Source organism: Sphingopyxis sp. 550A (genome assembly GCF_053569535.1).
Map to the genome: position 1 here is coordinate 2216374 of NZ_CM131615.1, position 23310 is coordinate 2239683.

Genomic DNA, 23310 nt, shown 5'->3' on the forward strand with positions numbered 1-23310 from the left:
ATCAAAATTCCCGAGCGAGAAGGATAAGCGGCGACAGCAGCGCCGGCGCAGCCGCCAGAACATCCTTGAACATGCGACGCTGCGGCGAATCGCCTACGATCACCACGTCATTGGGGAAAATCTCCGGATCGGCGTAATTTCCGCGGCGGATCGCCCCGATATTATAGATGCCGACATATTGCTTCGTTCCGACATCCCGGAACACCACAACATCGTCGAGTTTGGCAAATTCAGTAAGGCCGCCCGCCAACGCGACCGCACGCATCAGCGTCATGCGGCCCGCGACGGGATAAGACCCCGACCGCTTGACCTCCCCATCGACCGACACTGACATCGACTGGAAGGCCAGCGCGCTCGCGCTGGTGGGCGCCTTGAAGTTCACCGTTACCTGGGGGTCGCGGATGTATTTCCCCGCAAGCTGAGATCGGATCTGATCGGCCAGCGCCAGCGGGGTTTTGCCGGCGGCAGCGACGGTGCCGATGAGTGGGAACGAGAAATTCCCCTCCCCATCCGTCATGATGTCGCGCTGCAAATCAGGCACACCGAAGACTTCGATGCGCAATTCGGTAAAGGGGCCGACGAACGCCAGCCGGGTCGAACGGATCACGTCGGACGCCTCGGGCGGCGGCAGCGCCGACAAAGCGGTGATCGGCGTCCCCGGCACACTGGCAACCGGGGGCGCGCTTTTCACGCACCCCGCAAGCAGCGCGGCCATTGCGGTACACAGGAGGATATTTTTCATGGAAGAACTGTCAAACCCCGTAATCGACGGCGAAAAAGGCTATAGTGGATCGGCTTTTGCCCGCAAGCCTATTCCCGCCGGGCCGTGGCAGGCTTGGGACATACGAAAAGAACCAGGAGCATGATAGTCATCGCCTGCAACGAGGGCAGCCGAAGCGGATAGTCGACCACACTGGCCGCAGCGAAGAAGCCCACGGTCGTCAGCACGGGCAGGCGACAGTCACCGCGATGCCCCTTGATCAGCCGTGAAAAACTCGCACGCATGGCAGCGCGACCGAACCATACCAGCGCAGCCACGACAATCAGCGCCATCGGCAAGCCGCCGGTAATGAGCATTTCAGCCCAATCATTATGTGCGTGATTGAAGTAAGCAGGCTGGAGAAGCAAATCCCGTTCGAAAATCTGATATATGCTAGGAAACGAGCCGAATCCTCCACCGGATATCCAATAGGTTTCGATCATTTGTCGAACGGTGGGCCATGCGAGAACCCGAAGATCATCCGCTGCCCGGTTTTCCGCGATGCGGCCCAGCGACGTTTCGCGGCTCGACAGAACAAGGATGGTAATCAGAAGCGCCGCGAACAATATCGGCGGAGTGTAGACGAGCCATCGCGTTTGAGAAGCAGCGCTTCCGGCCTCTCCCTTACGATGCCGCGCGGCCGCCGGCCGACCGCCCCACGCTGACACAACCATCATGTAGCCGAGTGCGAAAGCCACTCCGCCCGCGACCGCCCCCGCTCGCGAGCCGATTAACATTGTCATTGTAGCGCACAGGATCGCCGCAGCGACGTAGCCCAGCTGTGCCATCGAATTCTGCTGCCGCCGCATCAGTTCGTCGCGCAGAAGAGTAGCAGCAAAAATGACGGCGCAGGCCAGAAATATAGCGTGGTGGTTGCGGTTGGCGAAAAAGCCGACGATCGAATCACTATTGGTGATTCGGTAGAGATAAGCGGCGCTGCCGGCGCCCGAGACGATCTGCAGTAGTCCAAGCAAACTACTCGCAACCGCAATGATCACCAACGCTTGCATTACCCGCGACATGTCCTCCGCGCCCAGCCGGCCAGCGACCAGCAGCGCCGCCAGCGGCACCGTCATCGCGAGAAAGCTGTCCCACGTCTCCGAGGGGGTCAGCGAGATAGGACGCCAAAGGTCTGGTTGCCCTAGCAGGCCATCGATCGCGACGATCAGTTCGCGACCAGGCAACGTGTGCCAAATCGAGGGGGCCAGCGGGATGAGTTGGATGGCCATCCAGGCGATTAGGACAAGCAGAATCGTCAGCGGTGTGCGAATGCGGCGCCAGTCCTCACGCGTCATGTCGACGATCGCCCAGCAAGCGAACAGCACCGAGCCGCCCCGCAGGATCGGCAGCGACGCCATATCGCTCCGCGACCCACCACCGGTCAGGAACACGAACAGCAGAAACAGGAGAGGCATCCAGCTGCGTACGTCGGGCAAACCAAGGCCCCTGGGATGCATCGACCCTGTAGTTTTTCTACCCATTATTTCACTATTCTAGCGTCGATTTTAGACAAGACGGACACACAGTCCGTATCCGCGCGGGCGAATAGACGGTCCTGCGAAAGCTGACAAGGTTCGGCAGGCAGAAGCCAGTCAGGCCGCATGTGCCCTCGCCTTGCTCGCGCGCGCGAAGAGGAACCAGCGCTTTCCGCCTTCGAGCCCCAGGGCAGCAAGTGAGCCACTGCGAAACGCGCCGATGTCGATGCCGATACGATTTGCCTGTTCGTCGGGCTCGTTGGTGATGCTGTGGCCATGGACGATGACCTTGCCGTGATCGCCGAGATCATCAAGAAACTCTTCGCGGATCCAACGCAGATCGGAAAGCGCCTGCTTTTCGAGCGGAACACCGGGGCGCACCCCCGCGTGGACGAAAGCATAGTCGCCGATCTCGACCATATCCTCGCCGCCGCCGAGGAAATCGACGTGGCTCGCCGGCACCAGTCCGGGCAATCGCTCGGCGACCCCCTCGAAACTCGCGTCTTCGAACGCCAGATCGCCGCGCCAATAGCTGCGGATCGTGGCATCGCCACCGATCCGCATGAAATAGCGGACGCGGCGCACGTCGCCCGTCAGCGCCGCGAGAAAGCATTCCTCATGATTGCCGATCAGCAAGCGAACGTCGGGAAGTTCGCACCGGAGGCGCATCGCGCGCTCGACGACCTGCGCCGATTCCGGGCCGCGGTCGACCAAGTCGCCCAGCAGGATCAAGGTCATCTCGGCCGGCGCGCGCGCCGCATGATCGGCGCGGATAAGGTCGATCATCTCGGCGAACAGGTCGTCGCGCCCGTGAATGTCACCGATGGCGTAGACACGCTTTCCCGCCGGTATTTCATGTCCCCGGGGCGCGGACGGGGCCGAGCTTTTGCTGCGCTTCCAGAACATGACTAACGAACCGATCCAACCTCAAAATATCGAATGACGGGGCTTAGGCGGCGCGATGGCCGCACTATTTCCCCCTAGCCCTCCACCCCGTGGATGACAACATACACCGCTAAGCGCGAAAAGTTGCGCCTCGTCTGCCAATTTTTCGGGCTGGCATATCTTCGTGCTTAAGAGAGCCGAAAGCATTTGCAAGCTAAAGCGATGAAGAATCATGATATCCTGGCGCGAAACATCGAGCCGCGCGATTCAGGGAACGACAAATGAAGATAGTGACGGTTTTCGGCACGCGGCCGGAAGCGATCAAGATGTTTCCCGTCGTGCACGCTCTTCGCAGCCAGCCAGGGATCAAAGCGCGCGTTTGCGTCACCGCCCAGCACCGCGAAATGCTCGATCAGGTACTCCAAATCGCGCGGATCACCCCCGACAACGACCTCGACGTCATGCAGGCCAACCAGACGCTCGACGCCCTGCTTGCGCGACTGGTCACCGGCCTTGGCGAGGCGTTCGATGCCGAAAAGCCAGACCGTATCCTTGTCCACGGCGACACGTTAACGACGATGGCGGCGACGCTCGCCGCCTATTTCCGCAAGATTCCGGTCGGCCATGTCGAGGCGGGCCTGCGCAGCGGCAATATCTATCATCCTTGGCCCGAAGAGGTGAATCGCAAGGTCGCCGGCGCGGTCGCCGACCTGCATTTCGCACCGACCGAAACCGCTGCCGCCGCACTCCGCGCCGAGAATGTGCCCGCCGACCGCATTCACATCACCGGCAATACGGTGATCGACGCGCTACTCGCGACGCAGGCGCGGCTTGTTGAGGAACCCTCGCTGGCCGCCGGTCTCGACCCGCTCGCCGCGCGCTTCGCGGGCAAGCGCATCATCGCCGTCACCTCGCACCGCCGCGAGAATTTCGGCGACGGCATGAAGGCGATCGCCGAGGCCATAGCGGGCATCGCTGCGCGCGACGACGTCGCGGTGATTTTCCCCGTCCACCCAAACCCGCATGTGCGCAGCGCGATGGAGCCGATCCTCGGCAATCTCGCGAACGTCGCGCTGATCGATCCGCTCGACTATCCGCACTTCGTCCGCCTGCTCGGCCTCAGCCACCTGGTGCTGACCGACAGCGGCGGGGTGCAGGAGGAAGCGCCCTCGCTGGGCAAACCGGTGCTCGTGATGCGCGAGACGACCGAGCGGCCCGAGGGTATCGAAGCGGGTACTGCGCGGCTCGTCGGCACCGACAAAAATCGGATCGTTTCGGAAATTTTCAGCCTTTTAGACGATGAAGGCGCCTATAATGCCATGGCGCGCGCGCATAATCCCTTCGGGGACGGTCGCGCCGCGACACGAATAGCGGAGATAGTTGCGCGTGCCCATCGATAACGACCAGCAGGTTACCGTCCTCGGACTCGGCTATATCGGCCTGCCGACCGCCGCGCTGATCGCGCGTTCGGGCAGCCGCGTCACCGGCATCGACGTCAGTCAGCATGTCGTCGATACCGTCAACAGCGGCAAGGTGCATATCGAGGAAGTCGATCTCGACGGTCTCGTCCAGGGCGTCGTGTCGCGCGGCGCACTCGTCGCTTCGACCGAAGTCGCGCCCGCCGACGTCTTCGTCATCGCGGTGCCGACCCCGCATGATGAAGAACATCGCCCCGACATCACCCACGTCCTATCGGCCGCGCGCGCGATCGCTCCGAAGCTCGAGGTCGGCAATCTCGTCATCCTCGAATCCACCTCGCCCGTCGGCACCACCGAAAAGGTGGCCGCGTTGCTCGCCGAGCTTCGCCCCGACCTCAACGTGCCCGGCGCCTGCACGGGCGCCGCCGACATCTTCGTCGCTTATTGCCCCGAGCGCGTGCTGCCAGGCCGCATCCTCGTCGAGCTCGTCGACAACGACCGCTGCATCGGCGGCATCACCCCGCGCTGCGCCCGCCGCGCGATGACCTTTTACCGCCAGTTCGTCCGCGGCGCCTGCGTCACCACCTCCGCACGCGCCGCCGAGATGGTGAAGCTGGTCGAGAACAGCTACCGCGACGTCAACATCGCCTTCGCCAACGAACTGTCGATGATGGCCGAGCATCTGGGCGTCGACGTGTGGGAAGTGATCCGCCTCGCTAACCGTCATCCGCGCGTCAACATCCTTCAGCCCGGACCCGGCGTCGGCGGTCACTGCATCGCGGTCGACCCCTGGTTCCTCGTCCACGGCGCGCCCGAGCATAGCCGCCTGATCCGTACCGCGCGCGAGGTCAATCTCGCCAAGACCGCGCATGTGATCGGAGCCGCGGAGATGCTCGTCTCGCAGCATCCGGAGGCACGCGTCGCCTGCCTTGGCCTCGCCTTCAAACCGAACATCGACGATTTCCGCGAAAGCCCCGCGGTCGAGGTCGCCACCGCGCTCGCGCGCCGCTTCGGTCGCCAAGTTCAGATCGTCGAGCCCTATGCGCGCGGGCTTCCGGCCGAATTCGCCGGCACCGGCGCCGAACTGATCGACCTCGACAGCGCGCTCGCGACCTGCGACCTACTGATCGTCCTCGTCGATCATGACCTGTTTAAGTCGATCCCACTTGAGGAACGCGGCAACAAGATCGTCTACGACACGCGCGGCCTGTGGCTCGACCAGCCGGGAGGCGGCGCGAACGGCAGCCGCCTTCACCGGGCAGCCTGAGGCAGCGCGCTTGACCTATCACGCCCGCTGGCCGCATTCTCGCGCGATGACCCGGCTCGAACCGATCATCGTCGAAAAGCCATGGGGCCGCACTGACATCCCTGCCGATTTCGGCGATTTCGGCGGGCGCCGCATCGGCGAAATCTGGTTCACCCGGCCCGACGGCGATACCGCACCGCTGGTCAAATTCCTCTTCACGTCCGAGCGGCTGTCGATCCAGGTCCACCCCGACGATGCTGCCGCACAGGCTGCGGGCTATCCGCACGGCAAAGAGGAATGCTGGCTGGTGCTCGATGCCGAACCGGGCGCCGAACTCGGCGCCGGCCTCGCCGCGCCGACGACACGCGAAGCGCTCCGCGATGCCGCGCTCGACGGGTCGATCACCAGCCTGATCGACTGGCGCGCGGCAACGGCCGATGATTTCCTTTACAATCGCGCCGGGACGATCCACGCGATCGGCGCCGGTCTGACGATCGTCGAGGTGCAGCAGAATGTCGACTGCACCTATCGCCTTTACGATTATGGCCGTCCGCGCGCGTTGCACCTGGACGCGGGGCTTGCGGTCGCGACGCTGGAGCCTCGCCCCGCCCCACGCGACGCGCACGTCGACCCGACGCGCGGCCGATTGCTCGTCGACGGCCCGCATTTCAGCCTGCTCCACCTGGCCGGCGCTGATACCGCCGGCTTGCTGCCGGACTGGATCGACGATTTCACCTTCGTCCCGCTGTCCGCGGGTTGCCGGATCGAGAGCGAAGCGGTGCGGCTCGGCGAATGCGTCGCGACCACCCGCGCCGACACGATCCGCCTTACCCCCGGCGCGCGCGCGCTGCTGAGTTGGCCCGCACGTTGATCGTTCCCGTCATCCTGTCGGGCGGCACCGGCACGCGCCTCTGGCCCATATCGACGAGCGAGACGCCCAAGCAGTTCCAGCCGCTGATCGGCGACGGCGACATGTTCCGCCAAACGCTGGCGCGCGTCGTCGACCGCACGCGTTTCGCGCCGCCGCTGGTTGTGTGCGGTTCCGCTCACGTCGCCCATGTCGAGGCAGATCTCGCCATTGCCGCCATCACCGACGCTACCATCATCGTCGAGCCCGCCGCGCGGAACACCGCGCCGGCCATCGCCCTCGCCGCTCTCGCGGGCGACCCGCAAGCCACGCTGCTCATGATGCCAGCCGATCATTTGATGACTGATGTCGCTGCCTTTCATCGCGCGATCAATGCCGCGCTTCCCGCGGTCGAGGCGGGCGCGCTCGCGACCTTCGGGATCGCGCCGTCGCACCCCGAAACGGGCTACGGCTATATTGCGTCAGGCGACATTATTGCCTCCGGCGTCAATCATGTCCGCCGCTTCGTCGAGAAACCACCGCGCGACAAGGCCGAAGCGATGCTCGCCGATGGCGGCCATTATTGGAACGCCGGCATCTTCCTGATGCGCGCCGACCGTTTCCTCGCCGAACTCGACCGGCAACAACCGCCGATCGGGCGCGCCTGCGCCGGCGCGATGGCGACGGCGCGCCGCGACGGAGCGCTGATCCACCCTGATGAAGACGCGTTCCTGTCCAGCCCGTCGCAATCGGTCGACTATGCGGTGATGGAGGGTGCGGAGCAACTCGTCGTCGTGCCAGTAGACCCCGGTTGGTCCGATGTCGGCGGCTGGGCGGCGCTCTACGAACTCGCCGACAAGGACGACGCGGGCAACGTCCGCATCGGCGAAATCGTCGCACTCGATGCGCGTGGCAATTATCTGCGCGCCGACGGCGGCAAGCGGCTTGCGGTCATCGGCGTTTCCGACCTAATCGTGGTAGCGCATGGCAACGATATATTGGTGATCCCGCGCGAGCGAGCGCAGGAAGTCAAGTCGATCGTCGAATATCTGGCAGCGACTTCACCTGACTGATCGACCGGCATTGCGGGTCGACGATGGCGACCTCCTATTTTCGCGGATGCACGCGACGCCAGCGAAGTCCGACCATCAACACCAATGGCCAGAAAATCGCGTTAATAATGTCGAACGCGGTGTCGGGCATCCTCCACGATCCATGCGCGACACGGTCGGACGCCCGTTTGAGTAAAGCCGCAGCCAATACGAAAGGGAACGGCGTCCAGGCAGCCAGCGACCGTCGCGTTACAATCCGGACCAAGAACATTACTGCCAGCCCGCCATGCATATGCAGGAGGCTATCGGATGCGCCGGTGCGGTCTCCGATCGCGAACCATAATATTGCAACAGATGTTCCATGGATCAGACATGACCGCCCGACAGGTGAGAAACAAGACGCGAGTTGACGAGGCATCCTGTGCGCCGCCCACCACGACACATTATAGGCCGCGGCCCACATCGACATGTCGACGCGGGTTGCAATCGCGGATAAGACTCTCGATCAGCAAGCCCTAACGAAAATAGCGGCTATTCGCTGTCTCGGTCGAACCGGAATCGTTGCGAGGATCGGAAAGAATTGCGAAACTTCGCCGCCAGAGCCGATATCTTGGCGGGAATCGGCACTCAGACGCAGCGAAGTGAGCTTGGGCTGGAGACCGCAGATCAGGCGGCTGCGGCGATCGGTTGCTGATCGGGCCGCCAGTTCCACGGCATGAGTTCTTCCCAGCTGGCAGCAGGCCATTCGCCAGCGATCTTGGCGATGACGTCGGCAATATAGGCCAGCGGTTCGAGGCCATTGAGTTTGGCGCTCTCGATGACGGAGTAGACAGCAGCGGCGCGATCTCCGCCTATCTTTGAGCCATCAAACAGACAGTTTTTACGGCCCAGGTGTTTGACCCCATGGTTTGATGGTGCGATCCTTTCGTTGGATTAGAAGGCAGCATTATGGGACGAGTTCGCCATGGGAGCGCCACGACCACGCACGCCATCCCGAGAAATTCCACGCCTTCCGCCTTATCGACGGATGAAGAAAATTTGCGGGATGTCCTCGCGGCCATCGACAATGGCGGCTCGATCCGGCGCCGAAGCGAAGGTATCGGCGCGCAGCTTCGCACCCGGCAACGCCGCGCGATCCGCGACTGCGGCCATATAGACGCGCGTTTCCCGAGGAAGTCCTGACCGCCCGACCAGAAACGCCGAATAGCGCGCCGGTCCCGCATTATAGGCGCCGAACAAGCCGGGATAGCCGAAGCGGTCATACATCAGGCGCAGATAATAGGTTCCTGCCAGGATATTGTCGCGCGGCGCGTGGGGATCGCTGCCCAGCCCAAGCCGCGCGCGCATGTCGGCCCATGTCCCTGGCATGAGCTGCATGAGGCCCATCGCCCCCGCACGGCTGGTGATCGGGCGGCCGTCCAGCGTCGTGCGGCCGCCGCTCTCGGCGCGCATGACGCGCTCGATCCAGTCGACGGGAACGCCGAAGCGTGTCGACGCCTCTTCAATATAGGGTCGCCACGCCTCGACCGACCGGGCCTCGGCCGGCGTCGCGAGCGCCACGCCGACCAAGACCATCCAGAGTCTCACCGACTTCATAATCGATGCGCCTTGCCGATGATGTCGTTACGGCTGGTTGGACCGAAATAGCGCCCGTCGAAAGAATCGGGGCCATCGCCCAGCAGCAGATATTCGCGCTGGCCGAGCGTCGTGCAGCCGTGCCAGTCCGGCATGTCGCGCCCGCGCCCGTCGGCAAGGCGGCGGATAGCGACGCCGCGGCCGTTGATCCGGACGAGTGTCCCGATCGCACAGACGCGATCACCGGGTATCGCGGCCACTCGTTTGACGAGCGGCACGTTGACCGGAATGTAGCGTCGCCGGCCGGCCCAGAGACGCCAGAGCGCCGGAACGCGTGCAATGACCGTATCGCCGGCGGCGATCTCGCCTTTGCTGCTGACGGCGTAGAGGCCAAGCGGCGCGCTGGCCGAGAGATTCCATACGAACCGCGGCGATGGCCGCACGATCGCATCGAGCACGGCCGCCGCGCCGAGCAACGCCAGGCCCGCACCCGTCATGAGGAGCACCCGTCTCGCATGCGCCGGGCATCGCGGGCGGGACGGTCGGCGCGAAATTCCGGCCATCAACCGGCCTCCCCCGAACCGAGATCCTGTCCGTTCATCAACGACCATTGGTCGAGATCGTCGATATGATATCGGATGTGGCGGCCGTGCCGCCGGAAGCGGGGCCCACGACCCTGCCGTCGCATGACTTCGAGTGTGCGGTAGTGCAAACCGACATAGTGCGCAGCCTGTGCGGTGTTGAGAAAGGGATGGCCGTGTCGCGCCCGCTCGGCCCGCGCATTGGCATCGTAATCGTCCACAGGCCTTCTCCCCGGATCATGGCCGCGTGACGGCGGCCTTCCGGCAGGATGAAAGCATCAAGACAGGCTGCGCAGGATGGTCGAAAATGGCCCCTGACAGAATCGACCGACCCCGCGCGACGGTACAGGCCCACGGACCCCTGCCTTGATACGACGGCCGAGTGCGGCTACGCCGCAAGCGCGGGCGCCGTAAGACAGGTGCGTGCCAGCGACCGGGGGTAATCGGTGACCGGCGCGGACCGAAGTAGCGGGCCTTTGCATAAAGGTTCCAACGCCCGCCCCTTTTCCCTCAGCGGCGATGACTGACGCAGCGGAATTCCCCGCACGCCTTTGCGCGACAGCCCCATCATGGTTGCGCTGAGCCGCAGCGGCATCGCGAAATGCTCTGTAAAGGCCCGCTAATTTGCGGCCAGCGAGGATATTCAGAACTTCGTTTAGGGGTCCCGGCGCCCAATCCGTCCTTGTCCCTAGGACGGAAAGGATGACCAAGCCAATGAGAAAAAAGGCCGAGAGCTTCACGCTCGTCGCACGCGACCTGCCCCCGACCAACAGTCTCGATGACCTGCGAACATTCGCGTGGGAGATATTGCGACGACGGGCCGATTTCCGCGGCGTGCCGGCAACGGTCAGCCAGATCGGTAGCCCGCAAGCTCCGATCGAACTCATTACGCCGCTCGCCTCCTCGATCGAACGGGCGCTGCGCTTTCGCCGAGACGCCGAACCGATGTAGTCCCGACGCCCGGCTGATGTGGGATGCCGAATATGATCCGCTGACCGTGCGGGCCGCTGCGGCACCCTGTCCACCCGGCGACACCGAGGCTTTCGACCTGCATGCCCTCGCTTGCTCGGCAACCCTGTTCAAGGATACGAAGGGCGAGGACCTATTGATCGGACGCGGACGCACGGCCGTTCGGCTCAGCATCCACGACGGAACCCTGCTCAATGGCCCTGTCCGGCTGGCTTATCGGCTCGAAGGGCGTCGCCGACTGGGTCGCCGCTTGCTCGCGCTGCGACAGTGGGACGCGATGATGCGGCTGGGACGCGTCCCGCGTTCCCTCGCCGCGCCTGCGGCCAATGCGAACCGAAATATGCTCCTGCTCAGGACGGTTAATGCCCTCGCACGCTCGCCCCGAACCCGCGATGTGGCCATCGCCCTTTTCGGCGAGGCGCATGTATCAAGCGATTGGGATCATGAATCCGACTATCTCAGAATGAAGACGCGGCGTCTGATCGGCAAGGCCCGGGACCTTGTGGCGGGCGGCTATCTCGCGCTCGTCGCTGGCGGCCGCTAAGCCTTCCGCCGCCTGAGGCCACGCACGCTCAACGAACCGAGGCTGATCGAGCCCCCCTTTCGCCCCTCGAACCATTGACGGAGGAAGGCTTCATTGTCGTCGAGCTTTGCGCCCAATTCCTTGAACACGCGCTCGAAGCCACCGATGATGTTGGGCGGATCAAGATAGGCGATGTCGGCGCCGCGATCCTCGTGGAAGCCTTGCAGGTGCATCATCAGAATGAGCGCCAGCTTGGTATCGGCGCAATCGACCGCGAATTCGGGGGATTCGAAGGGAACCGACAGCATGATCGCGAACGGGTCGCTGTCGGTCGCCTCAGCGAAGGCGAAGAGCCGTTGCATGTCGAACCGCCCGCCTCCGGCCTCGAAGAGTTCGTAGCTGCGCAAAGGCATACCCATTCGCTCTGCAACGACGTTCGCACGCAGATCGCGCAGCCGCCGAATATCGCGAACGGCGCGGGCCAGAATCTGCCGTCCTTCGGAAAATTGGACGGACGATAGGTCCATGCCTGCAAGTCTCCGCAATTGCCCGGCTTGCTTTCCGCCATTGGGTCGCCCGCCAAAAACATAGCCTATGTCATTCCATTTCACGGGGAAACGGGTTTTTGAGCCAGATCTGGCTCTATTCGCGATGCCCGGAATCACCATGTGGGATGATGAGCAGCATCGCATCAAATTTGCGGACCGTCCGCAATAGAGCTGCGGACCGCCGCACCGGCTGCTCCGATGATCCTCGCTATGCGACGTCCGAGGGCGTGGGGAATGGCGGAAACTCGACCATCCAGCGATCGCGCCCTAATTTTTCAGAATGATGACGGCGGTGAGACGATGAGCGGCAAGCGCCGCCTGGCCGGTCCGAAGGTCATTCGGGCGGTCATGCGACGGATCGAAGGGGGCACACTCGATCCGGGCGAGCGGATCATGCCTCGCGAAATCGCCAATAGCCTTGGAACCAGCGACATCCCGGTGCGCGAGGCCTTCTATCAGTTGGTCGGCCAAGGGCTGTTGATCGAGCGGCCAGGCGAAGGTTTCTATGCCGCCACGGTGAGCAGCACCGCGCTCCGCACCTATTATGTTGCCCATGGCAGCATCGTCGATGCCTTGCTGAACCTCTGGCAAGGCGACGGCGCGGTCAGCGTCCGGTCCGCGATGCCATGGAAGATGTTCGAGGCGCTCGCGCGGCGGTCGAGCGACGATGCATTGGCCGTGATGCAGCATCATGTGTCGAGCCGCCTCGCCCTCGCGCGCAGCCACGAGGTGGCCGTCGCTGGGTATGACGCCCTAACCGAAACGCTGAAGCTGGCACTGACACAAGGTAACTCGAGCGCCGCGCGCAAGGCGTCGCGCGATTTCCATCGTGCCTGCGCGAAAGAGGCCGCCGCCATCTGGAAGGCCATGACAGACAAATAGAGAATCCGTCGCGTATATTATGAATATATTTAAAATATTATTTGAATAATTCTTCCATAGTCTTCCTAATAGGAATGCGGCTCAGATAATTGAGTCGATTTTCCGATGATGTACTGGAGAAAAGCCATGAAGAAGACATCGCAACTTCCGAAGGATCGGACTCGCAAGGGTCTGATCAAACTGGGCAGAGCGAACGAGCGCACCCAGTCGAGCTTCGACGGTCTCTATCTCGAACCCGGGAGCGTCAAACGCTATACGATTGGCGGCTGACGGACCGTGCGGGGTTTCGTCCGCGACACGCGTGCGGAGCCCCGCACCTCAGGGTTAGTTGTGATCGACCCGGCAATCTTCGAAGTTCGGTCAGGCGAAGGCCTTGTCCTTTTCGATCTCGAAGGCGACGATTATAGTTGCACATATCAGCCCGAACATCCGATCCCCGCATATCGGACGCTCGCCTCGACCGAGGACGCATCGGATCGACCTTTGGCTGGAGGCGAATGGATTCCGCCCCGCCCCCGACCTGACGCACGGGTCTCGCTTCGCGATATCAAACGCTTCGTCCAGGCGCTGATCCAATCCCACCTTTGGTTTCGTGGACGAAGCGTGCACGAGCTCGCCGGAATTGCAGAGCGGCTTCGTGCGGAGCCCCGCGGGCACGGCCTTGATATCCGCGATGTGGCGGATCGCTTCCAGACATTATGGCTATGGTTGCCGCGGCGGCCGAAATGCCTGTTCGGCTCCTTCTTCCTGCTGCATTTCCTGGCCCGATACGGCTTTCGCGCGGACTGGGTCTTTGGCGTACAGCTTTTCCCGTTTCGCGCCCATTGCTGGATCGCGGCAGAGGACGAGCTTCTCAACGAGGCTCCACATGCGATCGAGGATTATCATATCATCTGGGTTTCGGCGCCCGCGACGCAATGACACCCTTTCTCATCCTGTCATGGCCTCTCGACGGCGGATCATCCGAAGCGACGGCGCGCGGCCTTCGCGCAAATCTGGTCGCGCTGCACCCAAGCTGGACGCTGCTGCTCGATGAACCGGGAAGATTGATCGCGATCAAGGCAGGCGGCCGCGTCATTAGCGGACGGTGCGGCGGCCACCCCAGCTTCCTCATCGGCGATGTATTTTCGGGCGGCCTGCGCTCGATCGACCGGATTTTCGCCGAGACGATCGATTTCGCCGAACTCTGTCGCAAGCTTTCCGATGATTTCTGGGGCGCCTATCTGGCCGTGCAGACGCGCGAGCCGGGGAACGTCTCGGTCTTTCGCGATCCGATCGGAATGCGGGATGGGGTTCGCTGGTCGCGATCGGGGCTTCATCTCATTGCATCCGACATCCTCCCCTGGCTTAGCCTTTCGGCCCCCGACGAACTCGCGATCGATTGGCGCCGGATCAGCGAACTTCTGTTCGCCTCGTCAACGGTAGCGGAGGCCACGCCCCTTCTTGGTGTCGAGACGCTCGAACCGGGCGCCTTGCTGACACTCGGCGACGGCGATGCGTTGGCACGCCGTTTGTGGGTGCCGCGCCGTCATTATGATGACCGCGCTCAGCCCGCGGGCGCCGACGAGCTGCGCCAGATCACGACCCGCTGCGTTGATGCCTGGCTGACTGCCTATCCCCGCCCTCTCCTTGAATTATCGGGCGGGTTCGATTCCGCCGTCATTGCCGCCGCTGCCACCCAAGCCGGACAGGAGATCAGTTGCGGCGTCAATGTGTTCGCCGACGATTCCGCAGGCGACGAACGGCGCTATGCCCGCGACATAGCGCATCTCCATGCCCTCGCCTTGCACGAGATCTTCATGCCGGTGGGGGAGTTCGCACTGACCGATCTCGAAGACATGCCGATCGGTGTGCGTCCGGGCCTTGGAAGCACATCATTGGCGCACGATCGCCTCCTCGCGAATTTCGCCGAGGCGCGGGGCGCAGACACGCTGATCACGGGACATGGCGGCGACGCGGTCTTTTTTCAGCATCCCACACCGATAATCGCCGCCGACCCCAGCTTTCCCCGCACTGCGTTCCAAGCCTATGCGGACCTTGCCCACTGGAGCAAAACGTCGATCTGGACGGTGGCACGCCATGCCTTCCGCATCGGCCCCGGCGGAGGCGCGGCATTCTTCGATGATGCGATGACGTTACGTCCCCTCGGCTCCGTCGCGCGCGAACCGCGCTCAACCTGGGCCGGTGATCTCGAAGGCCTGCCGCCCGCAAAGGTGCTACAAATTGACGCGATCGCCGGCGACCGCAGCGCGTTCGGCCCCTCGTGGCGAAGCCAATCGCTGACCGTGGTGCATCCCCTGCTTTCACAGCCGCTAGTCGAACTGATGATCGGGACCGACGTCTTTCATCTTACCGAGGGCCAACGCGACCGGGCGCTCGCACGCCACGCCTTCCGGAAGTTTCTTCCAGCATCGATCGCAGAACGCAGGGGCAAAGGCGCGCTCAACTCCTATTTCGGAAGGCTGCTTGCCGCGAGCGCATCCTTTCTGCGGTCGTATCTGCTCGATGGTCAGCTTGTTCGGAATGGCGTCCTCGACGGCGAGCGACTCGATGCGATGCTCGATCGCGATATCCTGATGCAAATCGACTATTATGGCGAGCTTCTCGCGGCCCTCATCGTCGAGCAATGGGCGCGGGCCTGGGTCGATCGACTGGATGTGATCCGGCGGGATCGCAACGCATCCTCGGATTCGAAGCCGTCCGCTCGAGCCAACTGAAGATACGCTCATAGAAATCGCGCAGATTGGCCGGGCTGCCCACGACATGCCCCTCACCCCAGTAAGTCACCAGCTCCGCATCCTTTTCCTGACGGGCGAGCGCCATGAAAAGCTGTTCGGCGCCCGCCAGGGGCGATGGATCGTTATCGGCGGCAACGATCAGCAAGGGCGTCCGAATCCGCCCCGCCTGATAGACCGGACTGGCGGCGATATATCGCGCGGGGTCGGTCCACGGGGTCACGCCAAGCCCACCCTGCCCTGTCTCCGCCCATGCGAAATAGGATGCAGGGCCGAAACCCATCTCGGGTGCGAGCCGCGTCGATTGCCCCAACGTCCCGGTGACCGCTGCCAGGTCATAGACCCCCGCCGACGCGATTCCCGCCGCATAGCGGCAGCTATCAGCAAGGATCATCGCGACCGCATAGCCGCCGAAACTATGCCCCCACATCGCGATGCGCTCGCGGTCGATCAGTCCCGTCGCAACCGCCGCGTCTACCGCGCGGCCCGTATCCTCGACGAAAGCCGGCGGCTCGTTCGTGACGAAGGGTCTCGTCGGCAGGCTGGGCAGCAGCACGGCATAACCGCGTCCGGCAAGTATCTGGGCGCTCGTATAGAAGCGGGCGGCACCTAGCCCCTGTCCGCCGGGCTCGGCGTCGCCATAGCTCGCGCCGGGATAGGGGATTACCACCAGCGGCAAAGGCCGGCCATCTCGATCGCCCGGCGGCAGATAGAGCCATGCTATGGCTTCGCGCCCATCGGCGAGTCTGTAGGACAGCTTTCGGGCACGCGCTGGCTCGACATCCGAAAGCCGGGCATTTGCCGTCGCAATCGTTTCGGCGCGATCGTCCGACACGAGCGTCAGCGACTTGACGCCCTGATCGGTCGATCGGCGCAGAAGCAACATCCGCCCATTGTTTGGCACATCGACCGCTTCGATCCGTCCGCTCGAGCCGGTCGTTACTGTGCGATCCGACAGGACGTCGCCCATGAACGAGACTTCGCCGGACCGCGCCTTCCAGCCGATCGTCCGCCCATTGGAGATTTGAACATCGGGGCCGAAAAGCCGTCTCGGCCCCGGAGCATCAAGACACCAGATGCCGTCGGCCGTCGACATCGCCGCCTGGCAAGCCGGTGTCGTCGACAGGCTGGGCCCGACCTCGGCCAACGTCGAGGTCAACGGGTATGCGCGATCCCGGCGCACGACATACCAATCGACACGCGGGTTCTCCGTCCCCGTCGCGCGGGCCAACAACAGAAGGTCGGTCCCGCGCCAATGAAAGGCGATGCGCGCGGTCCCATCGGGAAATTCGGTCACGGCAGGACGGACACCGGGTGGATCGAGGCGTTCGAGGGACCGGTCATCAATCGACAATTGGACCAATCCAGCGTCCTTCCAATCCTGCCTTCCGCGCCGCGCAACAAAGGCAAGATGCCTGCCGTCGGGCGACCACTGAGGCCGCCACAACAGGTCGCAATCGCCGCAGGGGCGCGTCAACTCGTGCTGCCGCAGATCATAGAGGGCCAGCCTTTGCCGAAAGGGAACGTCGATCTGGCTGACGGCGCGATCCTGTGGAACCGGTGCGTCAGCCCCCTGCTCGACAAGCGCCAGATGTCTACCGCCCGGCGCCATCGCCACCGAGACGAAACGCCCCGTAGCGAGCCGCCGCATCTTTCCCGACCCGGCATCGATCGCGACCAGCAGCTTGCCGGGCGCCGCCGCGCCGTCTTGCTGAAATCGGCCGCTGCCGATCACGGTGACGGCGGACGCACGCCCCGATCGCGTCGCCTGCCACCGCTCGGGCAGGACTTCGGCCGCATAGTCTAGGCTACGGAGCCGCCACGGCAGTTCGCCGCCGGAAAGCGTAATTACGACGAGCGTGTTCGGGGATCTCCATGCGAGCGTCGTGTAGAAGGGATCATAGTCGGGGGTGACATCAAGCCAGCGGGCCGCCCCGCTCGCCATGGTCACGATGCCGAGTTGCCAGCGGTCGTCTTTGAGCCGACCTACCGCGAGATAGCTGCCGTCGGTGGAGAACCCATAGGCGATCACGCCGGGCTCCGGATCGCGAAGCAGCGGAACCGCACGCCACGGCGCCTCGAGATCGACGCGATATAATCGTGAGCGCAGAACATCGTGACTCGGCAACATGTCGAAGCGGCTCATCACCAGGAAAGGTTCGAGCCGTTCGAAGACCAACCACCGATTCTCTGGGTCGAACAAGGTCTTGCCGAACCCCTCGGTCTGGAGAAGATCATCGACGGTAAAGGCCCGGGCCGCTGCCCGCTCGCTCGTGCCGAGCGAAAGCAGGAGCGCGGCCGCCATAAGCGCGCGCTTGAACATGATGCTTACCAGCGCTTGGTGATCTGGATCGAGACGAGGCGGCCGACGGCATCGGCATTGGCGGCGTCATAGCCGAGTCCGGTCAGCGCATCATAGAAGGGCGGATCGCGATCGAAGAGATTGCGCACATTGAGCGCGATGCTCGTTCCTCGAAGCGGGCTGTCGTCGGACGCGTTCCAGCCGAGATGCGCATCGACGGTGATCCAGGAGCTTATGCGGGCACCGGTGAGATCATCACGATAGCCATTGACGAAATTGACGCCGACCAGCGCATCAAAACCGCCGCGTCGCCAGCTTGCCGTTGCCCGCCCGCGAAAATCGACGGGCCGTCCGGCCAAGTTGCGTTGATCGACGACGGCGGACACCGGCGTCGTTTGCTCGCGGAACGCCAGAAGCCAGGCCCCATTTGCATCGAGCGCGAAGATGTCGGCACCGCTTTGCACCGTATAGCCTAATGCCAGATCGATCCCGCGGACGTCGGTCGTGGCGGTGTTGACGAACCGGGTGTCGATGACCGCGGCGATGCTGTCGACCGGGAAGGAGGCGTCGCCCCCGGCGAGCCTGGCGATCAGGGCGGAAACATAATCCCTGTCGGCGGCATTGTTCGCGGGATCGACGAGCCGGACAAAGGGCGCGAGATCGGGATCGGTGAGCGTCTCGCGAAATCGCAGCCCCGCCGGCCGATCGATGCGCCGGTCGAAGATGGTTCGAAAGAGCGTCGCATGGGCGCGCAGGCCTGGCAGCGCAGTTGGTGCGAGTTCCGCACCGACCGTCCAGCTAAGCGCACGCTCAGGCTCAAGGTCGGGATTGCCCCCTGCGAGTTGAAGAACGCGCACCGTTCCCCCATTGGCGTTCGGCACGAACGCGCCGCTGACGCCCGACTGTCCGCGCAATTGCGCGAGATTGGGGGCGCGGAAGGAGGTTCCGTAGGTCCCGCGCAGCGTGACGCCATCGACGGGCGTCCAGGTGATGCCGAATTTGGGGTTCGCCGTGGTTCCGAAGTCCGGATAATGTTCGATGCGGCCGGCGAGCGAAAGATCGAGACGTCGAAAAGCGGGCCGCGCATTCTCGGCGCCGAAAAGCGGGACGCGCAGCTCGGCAAAGGCAGCGGCAATCGTCCGGACGCGCTCGACCGGGGTTCCGATCCTCGGCGTGGGCGTCACGAAAAAGGATGAATAGCGGCTTTCATAGGACTCGCGCCGAATGTTCGCACCGGTTGCGAGGCGGACCGCGCCTGCCGGAAGATCGAACAGAGGACCGTCGGCTTGCAGATTGCCCGTGGTGACGCGGTTCGCGTTGCGGCTTTCCGTATAACCGCTGCCGATGGCGGTGAGAACAGCCGGTTGATTGGCATTGCCGTCGCCATAGGGGTTGAAATAGCCGTCGCGCGCCGGGTTATAGGCCGTGGCCGGGTCGTCGGGAATCGTGCCGAGAGCTTCGGCGATGATCGCTTCGTTGGGCAGATTGTCGGTAAGATGATATTCCTTGGACTGAGCATAGGCGCCATAGGCCGAAAGCTTCCACGATTTGCCAAGATCGATATCGACAGCGCCGACGAGACCGAAGGTGTCCGACCAACCGGTATCGCGTGTCGTGCCGATTTCGCGTCCAAAGGAATAGCCGATCAGATCGGAGGACGCGCCGGTCGGCGACACGAACCAGGGATTATCGGGCGTGACCGTCAAGATCGTCGCGTAACCCGAGCTCCGGCTTTCAAAACTCCGCCGCGTGTAGCGGCCTTCGAGCGACAATCGGACCGACTGGCCGATATCCTGTCCGATATATGCATAGAGACTGTGTCGCTTCTGTCGCGGCGAGAGATAGACCCCGCGCTGATAATCCTCCAGATTGACGGCCCCCGCGAGAAAATCGGCTGGCTGCAGGTTGGTCCCGTCCTGCCCGCGCGGTATCGCATAGGACACGTCGAAGCCACCCGTGCCGGGATCGAAGCCCAGAATATTTCCGGGAGAGCTGAAGACATAGCGGTGATCGGTCCCGCCGAGCGGCCTGAGGTCCGCCGAGCGTGCGAAGCGGCGGTCGTCCGCCAGCAGCGGGGTCCGGTTATAATATTCATAGGACAGCAGCGCGCTGCCACTATCCCAAGCCGTCCCGGCGGTCTGGTAAATCTGGAATTCGCGCAGGCCGCCCTTGGTGACGGTGCCATAGCGCATTCCGGTTTCGAGGCCTTCGACCCGGTCCTTCATGATGATGTTGACGACACCGCCGACCGCGTCCGAGCCATAGATGGCCGACGCACCGTCCATCAGCACCTCGACGCGTTTGACGACGCTCATCGGGATGGTCGATACGTCCGCGAAGTCGCCGAGGGCACCGGCCCCGGCGATACGCCGCCCGTTGACGAGCACGAGGGTCGCCGACGCACCAAGACCGCGAAGATTGACCCCCGTCGCAAGCGTCGCGTTGGTCCCGCTGCGATCGGTAAAGGACAGCGCGCTCTGCTCGGTCGCCGTGCCACCGAAATTGCCAGGTAGTCTCTGGAGGAGATCGGCAACGGTCGAATAACCGTTGCGCTCAATTTCCTCGCGGTCGATCGTCCGCACATGCGAACCGACCGGGGCATTGCCACGGATGTTCGATCCGGTGACGATGATTTCCTCGATATCCCTTGAATCCGGTCTCGACTCCGACCCGCTGCTTTGTGCCGCCGAGCGAGCGGCGGCTCCGGCATCTACTGGCAACGCGGATATTGGGTTCCCGGACCGCCGGAGCCGCTGGCGCGGCTCGATCATGATCACCTTGTCGTTGACGCGCCGTACCCGCAGGTTGCTGCCGGCCAGCAGCCGTTGCAAGGCGGCCGACGGCGACAAGCGTCCCTTGAGGGCAGGAGCGCGCCGGCCCGCGACCGTGTCGGGCGAATAGATGAGCTGCAATCCCGATTGGTCGGCGAACAGGGTGAGCGCCGACTGGAGCGACCCCGCGGGAATATCGAACGCGATACCGTTGCGCGCCGATTGCGCTTGAGCCGGAGCGCCCACCGCGACCGCGCTCGCGACGACCATGCAGGCGGTCGTGCAGCGGAAAATTGCAACCATCCATTTCAATAGCATCACTTATCCCCAATTTGTCGCACAGTCGAGGGTGAAAGCCTTCGCTGCGTCGTTGCTGTCGGGGATGAGACGTGCGGCGATGCATGCGACCCTAATGGACGGCGGAATTTTCCTGCTCGCGATTCCGATCTGCGATAAGATGGATACGCCCCTGACCATCGATGCTCTGCCGCAGAGGCAGGAACGCCGTGACCGCAGTCACGAAGCTGGCGGTATCGCCCGCTTCGAACGAGCCGCTGATGCGCCTCGAACCAAAATCGGCCGCGTCGAGCATGACGGTCGAGCCGCCATGCCAGTTCATCTCGGCCAGCGCTTCGGCAAGCGGCGCGCCATCGAAGACAATCCGCTTCTCCGCCCACGCGGCGACCGCATCGGCTTTGACCTTTCGGACGCGGGGGCCCTTCACCGGCCATTGCCATTGTTCGCCGGCCCGTAACGGATCGACCGAGCCATCGGGCGCGCGCACCGTCACGCCGCCTTCGATCAGGGTGACGAGAATGCGTTCGCCGTGCCGCGAAACGTCGAACCGGGTTCCCGTCGCCGTGACGGTCACGTCGCCAGCCTTGACGGTGAAAGGCCGTGCCTTGTCCTTAGTGACGTTGAACAAGGCTTGCCCCTCCCCGAGAACAAGCCGCCTCTCCTCCCCAGTGAAGCGGACGCGCACCTCGGTGGCGCTGTTCAGGCTGAGGCGCGATCCGTCGCGGAGGGCAATGGTCCGATGCTCGCCCGCGGCTGTCGCATAGCTCTGTCCGGCGGGAGCGAGAAACGAGTAGCCAGCCGCGATGCCGATGACGAGAACCAAGCTCGCAGCCAGCCAGAAGGCCGACCGCGGCAATGCACGGAAAGGCGTGCGGCGACGCCGGCGGGCGGTTGCATCTTCGATCGCACGCAAAATGCCCGGTCGCTCGCCGACCTTGTCGGCCGATGACCAAAAGCGTTCGGCTTCCTCGAACGCCTCGGCATTGCCGGGCTGCCGCCGCCACGCGAAATAGTCATTGAGAGTGCCTTGCGACACGGGAAGCGTCTTCAGCCGAGCGAACCACTGTGCTGCCTCGGCACGCCGCCGTTCCGCTTCACTGTCCTTGTCGTCCATAGGCCGCCGCTTAGCTCCGCAACCTGCTGGCGCACAGTTCGATCGCCTTGCCGATGCGCCATTCGACCGTCTTCACCGAGATCCCGAGTTGATCGGCGATATCCTTGTTCGTCAGCCGCCGAAATCGGCTGAGCACAAATACATCACGCAGGCTTTCGGGCAAATCGAGAATCGCGCGCTCAAGTTCAAGCAGGCTTTCCTGCTCCGCCATCGCGGCTGGATTGATGCTTTCCTCGGCGCGAACGAGGCGCAGATGTGCGATCCTTCGTTTGTCGCGGCGAAAGCGATCGCGAAACAGATTGAGCGCGATACGGGAAAGATACGCACGCGGATGCTCGACGTCCGCCAGAGAGGTGCGGATAACCCGCAACCATGTGTCCTGAACGATATCATCGGCATCCGAAGGTTGAAGGCGGAGCGTCCGGCATAGAAAACCGTGCAGCCAAGCCGAATGGGAGCCGTGCCATTCGCGCAGCGCTCGCCCCTCGACATCACTCGGGTCCAGCGGGTCTGCCACCTTGAGAAAAGAGTCGGCCACCGCGCCACCCTTTCACCTCTCGAGGAAGAGGCGCCGGCCTTTCGGCCGCAGGGAACACCCATGCGGGAGCGCAGCGGGCGCGCGGATAGCGGCACGCCATCGTCGGCCGAAAACAGCCGATAACCCTTCGCCGCAGCGAGGCGTCGGGGCGGTTCATTGCATAGGGGGTTCCACGCCCCTGCCACTGGCCTTCCAGTGGCTCCGTTAGACTGAGTCATTTCGCCGATCATGACAAGCCCGAAATAATCCGCAGATTTCGGCCAATTTTCAATTGGGCCGTCAAAAAGAAGGCAAATGATGGGAGGGGTGGGTGTTGGAACCTCCTATGCAGAAGCCCGCGATCTGTCCGAACACGCCTGTGCGTTGCCACACCCCTCCCGGCACGAAGTCCGATCCATAACGCGGCACCGGAAAATGGCCTATCAGGCGGCGTCTCATTCAGCAATCCGCGTGGACCACCGATTTGGTCCTCCCCCGGATCGGATGATACGCTTGCCGCGCAGAACAGGAGGATCCCATGAAATCCCGCGTCATCGGAGCAACGCTCATCGGAACGGCGATCTCCGGCTGTGGTCAGGCGGAACCGCGCAGCAAGCAATATTTCGACACTCATATCGACGAGGCTCGGCAGGTCGTCGAGGGTTGCCGGGACGGGTCAGTTCGCGGAGGCGAATGCGACAACGCCGAATTGGCAGTCAATCAGACAGATGCCAAGGAGCGGGCCAAAAGATTCCTCGGCGACGGCAAAGCGTACACGCCTCGCCAGGCTACCAATGTCCCTTAAAGAAGATG

The 23310-nt window shown here is 63.4% G+C and carries 22 protein-coding genes and 1 pseudogene; 11 read left to right on the forward strand and 12 right to left on the reverse strand.

The genetic code is table 11. From position 1 onward, the window contains the following. Position 1: 1 nt before the first annotated feature. The 3 genes from ACVENA_RS10700 to ACVENA_RS10710 all read right to left on the reverse strand — a co-directional run bounded on the left by ACVENA_RS10700 (position 2) and on the right by ACVENA_RS10710 (position 3141). The gene (locus ACVENA_RS10700) at positions 2-742 is read right to left on the reverse strand and encodes a polysaccharide biosynthesis/export family protein (RefSeq protein WP_449328778.1); all 741 of its coding nucleotides are present in this window, start codon (positions 740-742) and stop codon (positions 2-4) included. Positions 743-810: 68 nt separating this feature from the next. Then, a complete protein-coding gene (locus ACVENA_RS10705; RefSeq protein ID WP_449328779.1) occupies positions 811-2196 on the reverse strand; it encodes an O-antigen ligase family protein in 1386 nt (461 codons plus the stop codon). Positions 2197-2352: 156 nt separating this feature from the next. Beyond that, positions 2353-3141, reverse strand: a complete 789-nt coding sequence (locus ACVENA_RS10710) for a metallophosphoesterase (protein ID WP_449328780.1) — start codon at positions 3139-3141, stop codon at positions 2353-2355. 260 nt (positions 3142-3401) lie between these two features. Between ACVENA_RS10710 and wecB the strand changes: the two genes are divergently transcribed. Genes wecB through ACVENA_RS10730 form a run of 4 tightly spaced genes read left to right on the forward strand, consistent with a single transcriptional unit; the run spans position 3402 to position 7704 of the window. Next, on the forward strand, positions 3402-4520 hold the full coding sequence (wecB, locus tag ACVENA_RS10715) for a non-hydrolyzing UDP-N-acetylglucosamine 2-epimerase (protein WP_449328781.1): 1119 nt from the start codon (positions 3402-3404) through the stop codon (positions 4518-4520). Next, positions 4507-5805, forward strand: a complete 1299-nt coding sequence (gene wecC, locus ACVENA_RS10720) for a UDP-N-acetyl-D-mannosamine dehydrogenase (RefSeq protein ID WP_449328782.1) — start codon at positions 4507-4509, stop codon at positions 5803-5805. Before wecB ends, wecC begins: the two co-directional genes overlap by 14 nt. Before the next feature lie 46 nt (positions 5806-5851). Continuing rightward, positions 5852-6655: a class I mannose-6-phosphate isomerase gene (locus ACVENA_RS10725; RefSeq protein WP_449328783.1), complete on the forward strand. Its 804-nt coding sequence runs from the start codon at positions 5852-5854 to the stop codon at positions 6653-6655. Then, positions 6652-7704 carry a mannose-1-phosphate guanylyltransferase/mannose-6-phosphate isomerase gene (locus ACVENA_RS10730; RefSeq protein WP_449328784.1) on the forward strand — a complete coding sequence of 351 codons (1053 nt, stop codon included), beginning with the start codon at positions 6652-6654 and terminating at the stop codon, positions 7702-7704. The genes ACVENA_RS10725 and ACVENA_RS10730 overlap by 4 nt, the downstream gene beginning before the upstream one ends. A 645-nt stretch (positions 7705-8349) precedes the next feature. On the opposite strand, the pseudogene ACVENA_RS10735 reads toward ACVENA_RS10730, so the two are convergent. The 4 genes and pseudogenes from ACVENA_RS10735 to ACVENA_RS10750 form a co-directional block, all read right to left on the reverse strand. Beyond that, positions 8350-8574 (reverse strand): annotated as a pseudogene (locus ACVENA_RS10735) (transposase domain-containing protein); the annotation flags it as partial. Between the two features lie 126 nt (positions 8575-8700). Then, complete coding sequence (locus ACVENA_RS10740; RefSeq protein ID WP_449328785.1) at positions 8701-9279, reverse strand: lytic transglycosylase domain-containing protein; 579 nt, start codon at positions 9277-9279, stop codon at positions 8701-8703. Beyond that, a complete protein-coding gene (locus tag ACVENA_RS10745; RefSeq protein ID WP_449328786.1) occupies positions 9276-9755 on the reverse strand; it encodes a S26 family signal peptidase in 480 nt (159 codons plus the stop codon). The genes ACVENA_RS10740 and ACVENA_RS10745 overlap by 4 nt, the downstream gene beginning before the upstream one ends. Positions 9756-9820: 65 nt before the next feature. After that, positions 9821-10060 carry a helix-turn-helix domain-containing protein gene (locus ACVENA_RS10750; RefSeq protein WP_449328787.1) on the reverse strand — a complete coding sequence of 80 codons (240 nt, stop codon included), beginning with the start codon at positions 10058-10060 and terminating at the stop codon, positions 9821-9823. Positions 10061-10553: 493 nt separating this feature from the next. Here ACVENA_RS10750 and ACVENA_RS10755 point away from each other — a divergent pair, with 493 nt between their 5' ends. Beyond that, positions 10554-10790 carry a hypothetical protein gene (locus ACVENA_RS10755; RefSeq protein ID WP_449328788.1) on the forward strand — a complete coding sequence of 79 codons (237 nt, stop codon included), beginning with the start codon at positions 10554-10556 and terminating at the stop codon, positions 10788-10790. 16 nt (positions 10791-10806) lie between these two features. Beyond that, complete coding sequence (locus tag ACVENA_RS10760) at positions 10807-11352, forward strand: DNA -binding domain-containing protein (RefSeq protein WP_449328789.1); 546 nt, start codon at positions 10807-10809, stop codon at positions 11350-11352. Here ACVENA_RS10760 and ACVENA_RS10765 read toward each other — a convergent pair. Further along, the gene (locus tag ACVENA_RS10765) at positions 11349-11999 is read right to left on the reverse strand and encodes a helix-turn-helix domain-containing protein (RefSeq protein ID WP_449328790.1); all 651 of its coding nucleotides are present in this window, start codon (positions 11997-11999) and stop codon (positions 11349-11351) included. The genes ACVENA_RS10760 and ACVENA_RS10765 overlap by 4 nt on opposite strands. Positions 12000-12179: 180 nt before the next feature. Here ACVENA_RS10765 and ACVENA_RS10770 point away from each other — a divergent pair, with 180 nt between their 5' ends. The 4 genes from ACVENA_RS10770 to ACVENA_RS10785 all read left to right on the forward strand — a co-directional run bounded on the left by ACVENA_RS10770 (position 12180) and on the right by ACVENA_RS10785 (position 15478). Beyond that, entirely contained in the window at positions 12180-12761 is a 582-nt protein-coding gene (locus ACVENA_RS10770; RefSeq protein ID WP_449328791.1) for a GntR family transcriptional regulator, read from the forward strand. A gap of 126 nt (positions 12762-12887) precedes the next feature. Next, on the forward strand, positions 12888-13031 hold the full coding sequence (locus ACVENA_RS10775) for a hypothetical protein (protein ID WP_449328792.1): 144 nt from the start codon (positions 12888-12890) through the stop codon (positions 13029-13031). 60 nt (positions 13032-13091) lie between these two features. Beyond that, positions 13092-13682 (forward strand): lasso peptide biosynthesis B2 protein, encoded by a 591-nt coding sequence (locus tag ACVENA_RS10780; RefSeq protein WP_449328793.1) that lies wholly within the window; start codon positions 13092-13094, stop codon positions 13680-13682. Between the two features lie 125 nt (positions 13683-13807). After that, positions 13808-15478 carry an asparagine synthase-related protein gene (locus tag ACVENA_RS10785; RefSeq protein WP_449328794.1) on the forward strand — a complete coding sequence of 557 codons (1671 nt, stop codon included), beginning with the start codon at positions 13808-13810 and terminating at the stop codon, positions 15476-15478. On the opposite strand, the gene ACVENA_RS10790 is transcribed toward ACVENA_RS10785, so the two are convergent. The 4 genes from ACVENA_RS10790 to ACVENA_RS10805 form a co-directional block, all read right to left on the reverse strand. Continuing rightward, positions 15375-17801, reverse strand: coding sequence for a prolyl oligopeptidase family serine peptidase (locus ACVENA_RS10790; protein ID WP_449328795.1), 2427 nt, complete (start codon positions 17799-17801; stop codon positions 15375-15377). The genes ACVENA_RS10785 and ACVENA_RS10790 overlap by 104 nt on opposite strands. A gap of 23 nt (positions 17802-17824) precedes the next feature. After that, positions 17825-20872, reverse strand: a complete 3048-nt coding sequence (locus tag ACVENA_RS10795; protein ID WP_449328796.1) for a TonB-dependent receptor domain-containing protein — start codon at positions 20870-20872, stop codon at positions 17825-17827. 106 nt (positions 20873-20978) lie between these two features. Beyond that, positions 20979-21980 carry a FecR family protein gene (locus ACVENA_RS10800; protein WP_449328797.1) on the reverse strand — a complete coding sequence of 334 codons (1002 nt, stop codon included), beginning with the start codon at positions 21978-21980 and terminating at the stop codon, positions 20979-20981. Positions 21981-21990: 10 nt separating this feature from the next. Further along, complete coding sequence (locus ACVENA_RS10805; RefSeq protein ID WP_449328798.1) at positions 21991-22518, reverse strand: RNA polymerase sigma factor; 528 nt, start codon at positions 22516-22518, stop codon at positions 21991-21993. Positions 22519-23035: 517 nt separating this feature from the next. Between ACVENA_RS10805 and ACVENA_RS10810 the strand changes: the two genes are divergently transcribed. Then, a complete protein-coding gene (locus tag ACVENA_RS10810) occupies positions 23036-23302 on the forward strand; it encodes an EexN family lipoprotein (protein WP_449328799.1) in 267 nt (88 codons plus the stop codon). The last annotated feature ends 8 nt before the right edge of the window (positions 23303-23310 follow it).